Origin of the sequence: Methylomonas montana (genome assembly GCF_030490285.1) — a bacterium.
Classification (GTDB): Bacteria; Pseudomonadota; Gammaproteobacteria; order Methylococcales; family Methylomonadaceae; genus Methylomonas; species Methylomonas montana.
Genome location: NZ_CP129884.1, coordinates 2,588,927 through 2,602,278, shown reverse-complemented (window position 1 = coordinate 2,602,278; position 13,352 = coordinate 2,588,927). Strand labels below are relative to the sequence as shown.

At 51.2% G+C, this 13,352-nt stretch carries 13 protein-coding genes; all 13 read left to right on the top strand.

What is annotated here, in order from left to right; all coding sequences use genetic code 11:
• Position 1 precedes the first annotated feature (1 nt).
• The 13 genes from QZJ86_RS12025 to QZJ86_RS11965 all read left to right on the top strand — a co-directional run bounded on the left by QZJ86_RS12025 (position 2) and on the right by QZJ86_RS11965 (position 13,187).
• On the top strand, positions 2-220 hold the full coding sequence (locus QZJ86_RS12025; RefSeq protein WP_301670656.1) for a hypothetical protein: 219 nt from the start codon (positions 2-4) through the stop codon (positions 218-220).
• 137 nt (positions 221-357) lie between these two features.
• Entirely contained in the window at positions 358-780 is a 423-nt protein-coding gene (locus tag QZJ86_RS12020; protein ID WP_301670655.1) for a transglycosylase SLT domain-containing protein, read from the top strand.
• A 170-nt stretch (positions 781-950) separates the two neighbouring features.
• Entirely contained in the window at positions 951-1,433 is a 483-nt protein-coding gene (locus QZJ86_RS12015) for a low molecular weight protein-tyrosine-phosphatase (RefSeq protein ID WP_301670654.1), read from the top strand.
• A 22-nt stretch (positions 1,434-1,455) separates the two neighbouring features.
• Positions 1,456-2,175, top strand: a complete 720-nt coding sequence (locus tag QZJ86_RS12010) for a dienelactone hydrolase family protein (RefSeq protein WP_301670653.1) — start codon at positions 1,456-1,458, stop codon at positions 2,173-2,175.
• A gap of 126 nt (positions 2,176-2,301) precedes the next feature.
• Positions 2,302-4,917, top strand: coding sequence for a DNA gyrase subunit A (gene gyrA, locus QZJ86_RS12005; RefSeq protein ID WP_301670652.1), 2,616 nt, complete (start codon positions 2,302-2,304; stop codon positions 4,915-4,917).
• Positions 4,918-5,997, top strand: a complete 1,080-nt coding sequence (serC, locus tag QZJ86_RS12000; RefSeq protein ID WP_301670651.1) for a 3-phosphoserine/phosphohydroxythreonine transaminase — start codon at positions 4,918-4,920, stop codon at positions 5,995-5,997. It abuts the gene before it with no gap.
• Positions 5,998-6,005: 8 nt separating this feature from the next.
• Positions 6,006-7,091, top strand: coding sequence for a prephenate dehydratase (gene pheA / locus QZJ86_RS11995; RefSeq protein WP_301670650.1), 1,086 nt, complete (start codon positions 6,006-6,008; stop codon positions 7,089-7,091).
• 10 nt (positions 7,092-7,101) lie between these two features.
• The gene (hisC, locus tag QZJ86_RS11990; RefSeq protein WP_301670648.1) at positions 7,102-8,205 is read left to right on the top strand and encodes a histidinol-phosphate transaminase; all 1,104 of its coding nucleotides are present in this window, start codon (positions 7,102-7,104) and stop codon (positions 8,203-8,205) included.
• Positions 8,198-9,073, top strand: coding sequence for a prephenate dehydrogenase (locus tag QZJ86_RS11985; RefSeq protein WP_301670647.1), 876 nt, complete (start codon positions 8,198-8,200; stop codon positions 9,071-9,073). Before hisC ends, QZJ86_RS11985 begins: the two co-directional genes overlap by 8 nt.
• Before the next feature lie 10 nt (positions 9,074-9,083).
• Positions 9,084-10,400, top strand: coding sequence for a 3-phosphoshikimate 1-carboxyvinyltransferase (gene aroA / locus QZJ86_RS11980; RefSeq protein WP_301670645.1), 1,317 nt, complete (start codon positions 9,084-9,086; stop codon positions 10,398-10,400).
• Between the two features lies 1 nt (position 10,401).
• On the top strand, positions 10,402-11,058 hold the full coding sequence (gene cmk / locus QZJ86_RS11975) for a (d)CMP kinase (RefSeq protein ID WP_301670644.1): 657 nt from the start codon (positions 10,402-10,404) through the stop codon (positions 11,056-11,058).
• A 95-nt stretch (positions 11,059-11,153) separates the two neighbouring features.
• Positions 11,154-12,815, top strand: a complete 1,662-nt coding sequence (gene rpsA / locus QZJ86_RS11970; protein ID WP_301670643.1) for a 30S ribosomal protein S1 — start codon at positions 11,154-11,156, stop codon at positions 12,813-12,815.
• A gap of 66 nt (positions 12,816-12,881) precedes the next feature.
• Entirely contained in the window at positions 12,882-13,187 is a 306-nt protein-coding gene (locus QZJ86_RS11965) for an integration host factor subunit beta (protein WP_033193988.1), read from the top strand.
• Positions 13,188-13,352: the final 165 nt, after the last annotated feature.

The following is a 13,352-nucleotide window of genomic DNA, read 5'->3' as shown; positions in this document are numbered from 1 at the left end:
CATGGGGGATGTATTAAATTTTTCTGGCAATACTCGCCACGACATCGATCCTGATCAGGTTCTGATAGGGGCGCAAGGGCATCTGACCAGCGTTATCGTAATTGGCTACGATAATGACGGAAATCTTTTTTTAGCCAGTTCATCAGCCAATGGCCCCAAGATAAATTGGCTTCTGGACAAAGTGAAACATAAGCTGATTAATGGGGATTACTCGGAATGATCGGCAACAGTGAATGCAATGGGATTTTGTTTGAATACAGCCCAACTGGCGCCGGCGATTTAACCAGGAAGGGGTCCAGGCTTAGCGGTGTTGAATATTCCAGACATTTAGCGGAGATGGACGGCTGCAGGGCACTGTTGATTGCCGATAGTTTTTTGCAAGCTGCCGACGAATTCAATCTGCCGCCGGCGCTGTTGATCGGCATTGCGAGCCGGGAAAGCCGTGTTGGTTGGCTATTAGACGATACTGGCTGGGGTGATTTAGGCCGAGCATTCGGCATCATGCAGATCGACCACCGCAGCCATACGGTTTTAGGCCGCCCCGATCCGCGAAGCCAGCAACATATCAACCAGGCAGCAGAAATCATTCATGATAACTTAGCAAAGATCAGGCGAAATCATACATCCTGGCCTGAGGCCAGGCAGCTGCAAGGCGCGGTCGCCGCCTATAATTTCGGGGCGAATAACGTTTGCACGCTGGATGGTATCGACAAGGGCTCCACGCACGATGACTACTCTAATGATGTGTGGGCTAGGGCGCTTTATTTTGCGGGACTATAAAAGCGCAATTTTTTTGCGTTACCGCTGATACCTGCACGCAGTATAATTATTTTGAACTTGGGGAATCTTTCCCCAAAATAAAAGCATAAGTGTTTGTTTTTGTTAGCGTGAAATAAGCCGTTTAAGTTAGTAATTTTTTATGATTTTTATAATATAAGCCATTGTTATTTATGAATAAAATAAAGGTTCTCTTTGTCTGCATGGGCAATATCTGTCGATCGCCTACTGCGGAGGGGGTTTTTACCCATTTGGTCACTACAAAAAACCTGTCCGAACACTTTCAAATCGATTCTGCTGGCACTCATGCTTATCATATTGGTGATGCCCCTGACCTGCGTGCGCAAAAAGCGGCTCGCGATAGAGGTGTTGAGCTAAAACATCTGCGGGCGCGTAAAGTTGTATCGACAGACTTCGAAGCGTTTGATCATATATTGGTAATGGACGACGATAACCACGCGATATTGACAGAGGTCTGTCCGGCCGATTTGAATCATAAAATCCGCCATTTTCTGGACTATGCGCCGCATCTGAATCAACGCGAGGTGCCGGATCCTTACTACGGCGGTAGTTATGGTTTCGAACGAGTATTGGATATGGTTGAGCAAGCGTCGGAAGGTTTCTTGCAAGCGCTACAGCGCACCGGCGAACTATGATTGAAACAATGAGAAAAGGTGTATGGCAATAGTCTCGAATACGGTCGCCTATCTCGATGGCGATACAGTGCTGGAAGGCTTTTTCGCCTATGATGATGCGATAGCCGGCCAGCGTCCGGTAGTCTTGATTCATCACGCCTGGGGCGGGCGAGATCAGTTTGTCGCCGATAAGGCAATCAAGCTGGCAGAATTGGGCTATCTGGCTTTTGCCACTGATATGTACGGCAAGGGTGTTTTGGGTAAAAGTCCCGAGGAAAATGCGGGGTTGATGCAACCGTTTATTGACGACCGGGCCAAATTACAGCAGCGTTTGCTCGCAGCCTTGGCGACCGTCAAATTGATGCCGTGGGCCGATAACGATAGGGTAGCGGCAATCGGATTTTGTTTCGGTGGCCTGTGTGCGCTGGATTTGGCTCGCACGGGCGTCGATATTCGCGGCGTGGTGGCATTTCACGGATTGCTTGGAGCGCCGGATAATCTTAGCAATCCTCAAATCAAGGCCAAAGTCCTGGTGTTGCACGGCTACGATGACCCGATGGGGCCGGTGGATCAGGTGATTGCGTTACAGAACGAATTGACCAGGGCCGGCGCTGATTGGCAGGTTCATGTGTACGGTCATACCATGCATGCATTTACCAACCCGGTCGCCAATAATCCGGATTTCGGCACGGTTTATCAAACGTTTGCCGATCGCCGGTCTTGGCAAGCCATGCAAAACTTTTTGAGCGAGATTTTTGCCTGACGCCAGCAGGTGGCGTTTGCTATAATCGACGGCTTTATAAACCTGTTAGCACTGCGTAAAAGGAATTGATGCTTCAGGCTAACCCGTCGATCGATAAGCTTTCGACTGCACTGGAACCACGGACCCATGTCAGACTTCGCTAAAGAAATTATCCCCGTCAATCTCGAAGACGAGATGAAACAATCCTACCTCGATTATGCGATGAGCGTCATCGTCGGCAGGGCGCTTCCCGATGTCAGAGACGGCCTGAAGCCGGTACACCGCCGCGTACTATACGCGATGAACGAGCTCGGAAACGATTGGAACAAACCCTATAAAAAATCGGCGCGTATCGTCGGTGACGTGATCGGTAAATACCATCCTCACGGCGACACTGCGGTCTACGATACCATGGTGCGGATGGCGCAGCCGTTCTCCTTGCGGTACATGCTGATTGACGGTCAAGGCAACTTCGGTTCGGTGGATGGCGACTCGCCTGCGGCGATGCGATATACCGAAGTGCGGATGTCGAAAATTGCCCACGAATTGCTGGCCGACCTGGATAAGGAAACTGTCGACTTCGTTGCCAACTACGACGAATCGGAGTCCGAGCCGACGGTGATGCCAACCAGAGTGCCTACACTGCTGGTTAACGGTTCTTCCGGTATCGCGGTCGGTATGGCCACTAATATCCCGCCGCATAATCTGGGCGAAGTCATCAGTGCCTGTCTGGCCTTGATCGAAAACCCCGATTTGAGCATTCCCGAATTAATGCAAATCGTACCGGGACCGGATTTTCCGACCGCCGGCATCATCAACGGTGCTTCCGGCATTTTCGAAGCCTATGCCACCGGTCGCGGTCGTATTTATCTGCGCGGCCGCAGCCATTTCGAAGACATTGGCGACAGTGGCCGCCAAGCGATCATCACCACCGAATTGCCGTATCAGGTTAACAAAGCCCGTTTGCTGGAAAAAATCGCCGAGCTGGTCAAGGAAGGCAAGCTGGAAGGTATTTCCGGTCTGCGCGACGAGTCGGACAAGGACGGCATGCGCATGGTGATCGAACTGCGTCGCGGCGAAGTGCCGGATGTGGTGTTGAACAATCTGTACAAGCAAACCCAGATGCAGACCGTATTTGGTATCAATATGGTGGCCTTGCTGGACGGTCGCCCGCACTGTATGAATCTGAAAGAGATTCTGGCTGCGTTCGTTGATCATAGACGCGAAATCGTTACCCGTAGAACGATTTACAACCTGCGCAAGGCGCGTGAGCGGGCGCATATCTTGGAAGGTCTGGCGGTCGCTCTGGCTAACATTGACGAGATGATCGAACTGATCAAAACCTCGCCGAATCCGCAAGAAGCTAAAGTCGGCCTGTTGGCACAAAGCTGGAAAGCCGGCTTGGTGGCAGCGTTGCTGGATAGAGCCGATGCGGATCGCTCGCGGCCGGACGATTTATCCGTTGAATTTGGCTTGGCCGATGGTGCGTACCGCTTGTCCGAAGCCCAGGCCCAGGCGATTCTGGACTTGCGCTTGCATCGCTTGACCGGTCTGGAACAAGAAAAAATCGTCAACGAGTACAAGCAATTGCTGGAATTGATCGACGAATATTTGCATATCCTCGGCAGCGACCTGCGTTTGATGGAAGTCATTCGCGAAGAGTTGGAAGAAATTCGTAGCCAATATGCCGATCCGCGCCGTACCGAAATCGTTCAGGATTATTCGAATTTGTCGGCGGAAGACCTGATTACCGAAGAAGACATGGTGGTCACCATGTCGCACGAAGGCTATGTGAAAACGCAACCTTTGAGCGATTATAAGGCTCAACGTCGCGGCGGTCGCGGCAAGTCGGCGACGGCGACCAAGGAAAACGATTTCGTCGAAAAACTGATCATCGCCAATACCCACGACACGATTCTGTGCTTCTCGTCGTCGGGTAAGGTCTATTGGTTGCGGGTATTTAATCTGCCGGTCGCCAGCCGGGCATCGCGCGGCAAGCCGTTTGTTAATCTGTTGCCGCTGGAAGAAGGCGAGAAAATCAATGCGATGCTGCCGGTGCGAGAATACAGCGCAGATAACTATATTTTCATGGCCACTTCGTCCGGCACCGTCAAGAAAACCCCGTTGACCGAGTTTGAACGCCAGCGCAGCAACGGTAAAATCGCTATCGATCTGAACGAAAACGACACTTTGGTGGGCGTGGCGATTACCGACGGCCAGCAAAACGTGTTGTTGTTCAGCAGCGACGGCAAAGCGGTGTGCTTCAATGAAACCGATGTGCGCTCGATGGGCAGAACAGCGACCGGTGTGCGCGGCATTCGCCTGCAGGAAGGTCAGAAAGTAATTTCGCTGATTATCGCCAGCGAAGGCACTGTGTTGAATATCACCGAAAACGGTTACGGCAAACGCACTAAGCTGGAAGAATTTACTCAGCATCGCCGCGGCGGCCAGGGCTTGATCGCGATTCAAACCTCCGAGCGTAACGGCGCGGTGGTCGGCGCGGTGCTGGTTAACGATACCGACGAAATCATGCTGATTACCGACGGCGGCATATTAGTCAGAACCAGGGTCAGGGAAATTTCCGTGGTCGGTCGAAATACTCAAGGCGTTACCGTCATCCGCCTGGATAAAGGCGAAAGAGTGGTTGGCGTTGATCGTATCGACGGTCTGGGCGATGAAGACGATGTCGATGGCGATATCGACGAAAACGATGTGGATGTGGTGGAAACAGACAGCGCCGAACAGGGCGGAGAAGAGGAATAAATGGCACGGATATACAATTTTAGCGCCGGTCCGTCTATGTTGCCGGAATCGGTATTGCTGCAAGCTCAGCAAGAGATGTTGAATTGGCAGGATAGCGGCATGTCGGTGATGGAAATGAGTCACCGCGGCAAGCATTTCATGGCGATTGCCGAAGCTATGAAAAATGATTTGATCGAGCTACTGGCTATTCCGGCGAACTACAAGGTGCTGTTTCTGCAAGGCGGCGCCACGGCGCAGTTTGCGATGATTCCGCAGAATATTTTGAACGGTAAAGCCAAGGCTTGTTACGTCAATACCGGTGCCTGGTCGACCAGCGCAATCAAGGAAGCCGGCAAATACTGCGACGTGCAAATCGTCGCCAGTGCCGAAGATAGTAAATTTACCACGATCCCGGACTTTAGCGACTGGTCTGTCGATGCCGATGCGGCCTATCTGCATTACACATCCAACGAAACCATTCACGGCGTAGAGTTCTCGGCAATTCCCGAGGTCGGCGCATTGCCGCTGGTCTGCGACATGTCCTCCAACATTTTGTCTCGGCCGGTCGATGTCAGCCGGTATGGCATTATTTATGCCGGAACCCAGAAAAATATGGGGCCGTCCGGCGTGACGGTGGTGATCGTCCGTGAAGACTTGATCGGTCTGGCGCCCAAGAGCGTACCGTCGGTGTTCAATTACGAAACCCAGGCGAAAAGCGATTCGATGTTGAACACGCCGGCGACCTATAACTGGTATCTGCTCGGCCTGGTTTTGCAATGGCTGAAACAGCTGGGTGGCGTCGCAGCCATCGAACAACGTAATATCGCCAAGGCCGCCAGATTATATAAAGCCATAGACGAGTCTAACTTGTACAGTAATCCTGTGCTCAAGGAATACCGTTCCAGAATGAACGTGCCGTTCGTGTTAGCCGACGCGGCTCTGGATAAAGAGTTTTTGGTGCTGGCCGAGAAAAATGGCTTGGGTTCCTTGCAGGGCCATCGCTCGGTCGGCGGCATGCGCGCGAGCATATACAACGCCATGCCGGATGCCGGTGTCGATGCTTTAATCGATTTTATGGCAGAGTTTGAACGTAGCCACTAAGTATCGATATGACGGCAATTATTCCTTTGTCGGAGCTGCGTGAACGTATCGACGGCATCGACCAGCAACTGTTACAGCTGATCAATCAGCGTGCCCAATGCGCTATTGAAGTGGCCAGAACCAAGCAAGCCGAAGGCGAAACCGGTAGCTTTTATCGGCCGGACCGCGAAGCGCAAGTATTGCGCCGCATCAAGGAATTAAACCCTGGTCCATTGGCCGACGATACCGCCGTCCATTTATTTCGGGAAGTGATGTCCGCCTGTCTGGCTTTGGAAAAGCCGCTGGAAGTGGCATTCTTGGGCCCCAAGGGTACATTTTGCCAGCAAGCGACGTTTAAGCATTTCGGTCATGCGGTGCGGGATATTCCGGCCGCGACGATACCTGAGATTTTTTTGGCGGTGGAAAGCGGGCATTGCCAGTTCGGCGTGGTGCCGGTGGAAAACTCCACCGAAGGCGTGATTGCGCATACCCTGGATCGCTTTATGACTACCTCCTTGCAAATTTGCGGCGAAGTGGAAATTCGGGTCCATCAAAATCTGTTGGGCAAGATGGATTCCCTGCATGGGATTACCGAAGTGTATTCGCATCAACAGTCCTTGGCGCAATGTCGGCAATGGCTGAATACCTATCTGCCCGGTGTGCCTTGCAGCCCGGTCAGCAGCAATGCCGAAGCGGCTCGATTGGCGTCCTTGGATCATACTAAAGCTGCGATTGCCGGACTAACGGCGGCCGAGTTATACGAATTGAATATCCTCGAAAAACATATCGAGGACGAATCCAATAACACCACGCGTTTTATCGTCATCGGCAAACAGCAACCGGCCTCCACCGGCGCGGATAAAACGACGATTCTGGTTTCGACCGGCAATCAGTCGGGCGCGCTGTACAGAATTTTGGGGCCGTTCGCCGAATACGGCATCAGTATGGCGCACATCGAATCCAGGCCATCCCGCCAAGGCTTGTGGGAATACGTGTTTTTTATTGATATCGAAGGTCATCGCGACGATGCCGATGTCGCCAAAGCGCTGGAAACTCTGCAAAACAACGTCAAAATGTTGAAAATCCTCGGCTCTTATCCAAAAGCCGTTATTTAATTTTTAATCGATGAATAAATTTTTAGAACTTGCTATCGCCGGCGTTCAACAGCTGGTGCCTTATGTGCCCGGTAAGCCGGTCGACGAATTGCAACGTGAACTGGGTATAGCAGAAGTTATCAAACTGGCTTCCAACGAAAATCCTCTGGGTACCGGTGCCAAAGTCGCCGCCGCCATTCAAGCGGCCTTGCCGGAATTGACCCGCTATCCCGATGGCAGCGGTTTTGCGTTGAAAGCAGCGCTGTCCGCTAAATTAAATGTGGCGCCCGAGCAAATTACCCTGGGTAACGGTTCCAGTGAAATTCTGGAATTGGTGATGCGTACTTTCGTCACGTCGGAATTGGAAGTGGTGTTTTCCCAGCATGCGTTTGCGCTGTATCCGATTTTGACGCAAGCGGTAGGTGCTAAAGCCAAAGTGGTGCCAGCCAAAAATTACGGCCACGATTTAGCGGCGATGCGCGAGCAGATTACCGAGCGCACCCGTGTGGTGTTTATTGCCAATCCCAATAATCCGACCGGTACCTTGCTGGATAAAGACGAACTGGAAAGTTTCATTGCCAGTTTGCCGGCTCATGTGTTGTGCGTATTAGACGAGGCTTACTACGAGTTTGTCGATCCCGCGGCTAGAACAGAATCGCTGGATTGGCCGATTCGATATCCGAATCTGATCATCGCTCGCACTTTCTCCAAGGCATACGGCCTGGCGGGATTGCGCATCGGTTACGGAATTTCTTCGCCGGACATCGCCGATTTGTTAAATCGGGTTCGTCAGCCTTTCAATTGCAGCATGCTGGCTTTAGCCGCAGCGGAAGCCGCGCTGGACGATACCGACTATTTAAATCAGACGGTGACGCTTAACAATGCCGGCATGGCGCAGATGACCGACGCGTTTAAGGAATTGGATTTGCCGTGGATTCCTTCATTCGGTAATTTTGTCTCGGTCGATGTCAAGCAGCCGGCTTTGCCGATTTACGATGCTTTGCTGCGCAAGGGTGTGATCGTGCGGCCGGTGGCCAACTATGAAATGCCCAAGCATTTGCGGGTCAGCATCGGCACCGAACGTGAAAACGCAATATTCATAAAAGCATTGCGCGAGGTGCTGAGCGGTGTTTAACCGCCTGTGCATTATCGGCATCGGTTTGATCGGCGGTTCGATTGCCAGAGCCGCGCGTGCCCAAGGTTTATGCCGTGAGGTTGTCGCATACGGCCGGGAAAAAAATCTGCCGAATATGCAGTTGGCGAAACAACTGGGTGTTATCGACCAGTTTTACACCGACATCGCGGCCGCGTTGCAAAATACTGACTACGTGATCGTCGCCACGCCAGTTGGCAGCATGCGAGCCATTTTCGAACAAATTAAACCGTACTGGAACCCGGACAGCCTTTATAGCGATGCTGGCAGCACCAAGGGCAGTGTGGTGTCGGCGCTGGAAGCGGTTTTCGGCAGCGTGCCGACGAATTTTGTGCTGGCGCATCCGATTGCCGGTGCCGAGCGTAGCGGCGTCGATGCCTCGACCGTCGATTTGTTTGTCAATCGGCGCCTGATATTGACGCCATTAGAAAGCACCGATCAACAGGCGCTGGCAAAAATCAGCCTGTTTTGGGAAAAGATCGGCTCCAGCGTTTCGGTGATGTCGGTGGAACATCATGACACCGTATTGGCGGCGACTAGTCATTTGCCGCATATTCTGGCCTTTGCATTAGTTGGCCTGTTGGGGCGCAAGGACGAACAGCGCGAGATATTTAAATATGCCGCCGGCGGTTTCAGGGATTTCAGTCGTATCGCTTCCAGCGATCCGACCATGTGGCAGGACATTTGTCTGGCCAATAAACAGGAAATCGTGCCCTTGATTCGCCAGTTTCAAGCGGAATTAAGCAAAATTGAACAATTGCTGGTCGACGATCAGGCTGCGCAATTATTCGAAACCTTTACGTATGCCAGAAATGCCCGGCAGCGTTTTCTCGATCAACAAGAAGACTAAGAAGATTAACATGTCACAAACCATTACTTTTCAAGTGCAGCCGGGCGGTAGTTTGCGCGGCGAAATCCGTGTGCCAGGCGATAAATCCATGTCGCATCGCTCTATTATGCTGGGCTCTCTGGCGGAAGGCGTCACGCATGTCACCGGTTTTTTAAACGCAGAAGACGCGATCTCGACCTTGGAAGCGTTCCGGGCCATGGGCGTGAAGATTGAAGGGCCGGTTAATGGCGAAGTGACGATACACGGTGTCGGCAAGCACGGCTTGAAAGCGCCGGAAAAACCTCTGTATTTAGGCAATTCCGGTACCTCGATGCGTTTGCTGAGCGGTTTATTGGCGGGCCAGCCGTTCGATAGCGTGTTGACTGGCGATAAATCGCTGGAATCGCGGCCGATGAAAAGGGTGACCGCGCCGTTGGCGCTGATGGGTGCCGAGATCGTTACACAAGAAAACGGTACTGCGCCACTGCATATCAAAGGCAAAGCCGGCAAATTGCAAGGTATTCATTACGACATGCCTATCGCTAGCGCCCAGGTCAAATCCTGTTTATTGCTGGCCGGCATGTATGCCGAAGGCGAAACCAGCGTCACCGAACCGGCGCCGACTCGCGATCACACCGAGCGGATGCTGAATGGTTTCGGCTATCCAGTGCAACGCGAAGGCAGTACCGCGCGTATCAATAACCAAGGCAAACTCACTGCAACGCAAATCGACGTACCTAGCGATATTTCCTCTGCGGCGTTCTTTCTAGTCGGCGCCAGTATCGCACCGGATTCCGATGTGACATTACGTCACGTGGGTATCAATCCGACTCGCACCGGCGTGATCGATATTTTGCGCTTGATGGGTGCCGATATTGAAGTATTGAACGAAAGAGAAGTAGGCGGCGAACCGGTTGCCGATTTACGTGTGCGTTCTGCACAGTTGAAAGGGATCCATATTCCGGAGCATCTGGTACCGTTGGCTATCGACGAGTTTCCGGTATTGTTCGTGGCAGCGTCTTGTGCGGAAGGCCAAACCGTATTGACCGGTGCGGAGGAATTGCGGGTTAAAGAATCCGACCGTATCCAAGTGATGGCTGATGGTTTACAGATTCTAGGTGTCGATGCTCAACCTACCAAGGACGGCATGGTGATTAACGGCGGCGGCCACATTGGCACTGGCGAAGTTGAATCTCATGGCGATCACCGAATTGCGATGTCGTTTTCGATTGCCGGCTTGCGCGCTGCTGGATCGATCACGATTAAGGATTGCGCGAACGTGAACACTTCATTTCCTGAGTTCCGCGACTTGGCCACAAAACTTGGTCTAGCGTTGACGAGCTTTTAAGATGCAAGTACCGGTATTGACGATAGACGGCCCGAGTGGCGCCGGTAAAGGCACGGTCAGCCGTGCCGTTGCAAAGTTGTTAGGATGGAATTATTTGGATAGCGGCTCGATTTATCGTTCGCTGGCGGTCGCGGTTTTAAAGTCTGGTTTGGATTTAGCCGACACCGCTGCCATTTGCCGCGTCGCTGAAGCCATGTCGTTAGAATTCGATTGCGGCGACGAGTTGATCGTTAAGCTGGACGGCATTGATATTACCGGGCAATTGGCCACCGAAACCACCGGCAATACCGCATCCATCATCGCCGCATATCCGGATGTGAGGGCTGTGTTATTGCAAAAACAAAAGGATTTTCAAAGACTTCCAGGTTTGGTGGCTGATGGTCGGGACATGGGTAGCGTGGTATTTCAGGATGCCAAAATCAAGGTTTATCTGACCGCCAGCGCCGAGGAAAGGGCGGAAAGACGATATAAACAGTTGATTGACAAGGGAATTGATGCTAATCTTTCACAAATCACTCGGGAAATAGAAGAGCGCGATTTACGCGATCAGCAGCGAGCAGCGGCTCCGCTCACCGTGCCGGAAGGTGCGCATTATATCGATTCTTCCAGCTTGACTATTCAACAAGTGATTGATCAGGTAGTAAATTTAGTCAATTAAGACTAATGGTGGTCATCGAATCATTATCGATGGCTTTTTTTAATTTCAGAGAAGAGAAAGCTTGTTTGAGTCTTAACAAGTTTGGGAAAGTAGAGATGGGCGAAAGCTTTGCAGAGTTGTTTGAAGAGAGTTATGCCAAGACCGAAATGCGTCCTGGCGCAATGTTAATTGGTACTGTTGTTGATATCGAAAACGAATTTGTTATCGTCAGCACACAAGCCAAATCAGAAGGTGTCATTCCAAAATGGCAATTTCTGAATGCCGACGGCGACCTTGAGGTCAATGTAGGCGACGAAATTGAGGTTGCTCTCGATTTATTTGAAGATGGCCTGGGCGCCACTCTTCTTTCCCGTGATAAAGCCAAGAAAAGTAAAGCTTGGGCGGAACTGGAAAAAGCCTTTGAAACTCAAGAAACCATCGTTGGCCGTATCAATGGCAAAGTACGTGGCGGTTTCACGGTCGCAGTCGGTGCGTTGCGCGCCTTCTTGCCAGGCTCTCTGGTTGACGTTCGTCCTATCCGCGATACCGCTTTCCTGGAAAATCGCGATCTGGAATTTAAAGTCATCAAAATCGACCAAAAACGTAACAACGTCGTGTTGTCGCGTCGTGCGGTGGTCGAAAGCGAATACAGCGCAGAACGCGAAGAGTTGGTTAAAACGCTGCAAGACGGCGCGATTGTTACCGGTATCGTTAAAAACCTCACCGACTACGGTGCGTTTATCGATCTGGGCGGCGTCGACGGTCTGTTGCACATCACCGACATGGCTTGGCGCCGCGTCCGTCACCCATCCGAGTGTGTAGAAATCGGTCAGGAAGTTAAAGTTAAAGTCCTGAAATTCGATAAAGATAAAACCCGTGTATCGTTGGGCATGAAACAAATGGATGAAGATCCATGGCAAAACATCGCCCGTCGTTACCCAGCCGGCACTCGCGTGTTCGGTAAAGTTAATAACCTGACTGACTACGGTTGCTTCGTGGAAATCGAAGAAGGTGTCGAAGGTTTGGTGCACGTTTCCGAAATGGACTGGACCAACAAAAACGTCAACCCATCCAAAGTGGTCCAATTGGGCGACGAAGTTGAAGTCATGGTTCTGGAAATTGACGAAGAACGTCGTCGTATTTCACTGGGCATGAAACAATGCCGTTCCAACCCATGGGATGAATTTGCCGCTACTCATAACAAAGGCGACAAAATCTCAGGCAAAATCAAATCGATCACCGATTTTGGTATCTTCATCGGCCTGGACGGCGGCATTGACGGCTTGGTTCATATGTCCGATATTTCCTGGAATGAGAACGACGAAGAAGCCATTCGCAATTACAAAAAAGGCGATGAAGTCGAGACTGTGATTCTGGCTGTCGATTCCGAGCGCGAGCGTATTTCGTTGGGTATCAAACAACTGGAACAAGATCCTTTCCAAAACTATATTGCCGTTCATGAAAAAGGCAGCTTAGTCAAAGGCGTCATCAAAGAAGTCGATGCTAAAGGCGCTGTCGTTACCTTGGCCGACAATGTCGAAGGCTATTTGCGAGCTTCCGAGATTCAACGCGATCGCGTTGAAGATGCGCGTACCTTGTTGAAAGAAGGCGACGAGATCGAAGCCAAATTTGTCGGTGTTGACAAAAAGACTAAGTCTATTTCTTTGTCTATCAAAGCGAAAGACGTTGAAGAAGAGTCAAATGCCATTAAAGATTACTCGTCACAAAATGCCGGTACAGCGACATTAGGCGACATCTTTAAACAAATGGATAAGTAGTAAAACCATCTCCAAGGGTGGCATGAGTTACTCATGCCACCCTTTTTTGATTATTCAGGGCTGGATGTGACGAAATCAGAATTGATAGAGATGCTGGCACGAAAGCAGCCTCATCTCGCGCTTAAAGATGTTGAATTAGCAGTCAGATGCGTTGTCGACCACTTGAGCGATACGCTGGCAAGTGGCGATAGGATAGAAATTAGAGGTTTTGGCAGTTTTTCCTTGCACCATCGTTCCGCTCGTTTGGGACGAAACCCCAAAACCGGTGATTCCGTCTCTTTAACAGAGAAGCATGTGCCGCATTTTAAACCGGGAAAGGAGTTACGGGATATGGTCGATGCTTCCAGGGAAAAATTTAAAATTGTCGATTAATATCCACTATTGACGCGGTAAGCACCGCTGCAACGTTTTATGATTTCAAGTCGCGTTGTGTGTATATGATTCTCGAGTGGCGACAGCAGTCGCCACTTTTGATTGACGCTCTTTTCCGAAATTAGGTCTGAATTAGGCCGCACTCATTTTTAATCAGGCCGGTCG

Coding starts and splice junctions, on each gene's coding strand:
- QZJ86_RS12025 (WP_301670656.1), top strand. CDS start 2: ATGGGGGATGTATTAAATTTTTCTGGCAATACTCGCCACGACATCGAT.
- QZJ86_RS12015 (WP_301670654.1), top strand. CDS start 951: ATGAATAAAATAAAGGTTCTCTTTGTCTGCATGGGCAATATCTGTCGA.
- QZJ86_RS12010 (WP_301670653.1), top strand. CDS start 1,456: ATGGCAATAGTCTCGAATACGGTCGCCTATCTCGATGGCGATACAGTG.
- gyrA (WP_301670652.1), top strand. CDS start 2,302: ATGTCAGACTTCGCTAAAGAAATTATCCCCGTCAATCTCGAAGACGAG.
- serC (WP_301670651.1), top strand. CDS start 4,918: ATGGCACGGATATACAATTTTAGCGCCGGTCCGTCTATGTTGCCGGAA.
- pheA (WP_301670650.1), top strand. CDS start 6,006: ATGACGGCAATTATTCCTTTGTCGGAGCTGCGTGAACGTATCGACGGC.
- hisC (WP_301670648.1), top strand. CDS start 7,102: ATGAATAAATTTTTAGAACTTGCTATCGCCGGCGTTCAACAGCTGGTG.
- aroA (WP_301670645.1), top strand. CDS start 9,084: ATGTCACAAACCATTACTTTTCAAGTGCAGCCGGGCGGTAGTTTGCGC.
- cmk (WP_301670644.1), top strand. CDS start 10,402: ATGCAAGTACCGGTATTGACGATAGACGGCCCGAGTGGCGCCGGTAAA.
- rpsA (WP_301670643.1), top strand. CDS start 11,154: ATGGGCGAAAGCTTTGCAGAGTTGTTTGAAGAGAGTTATGCCAAGACC.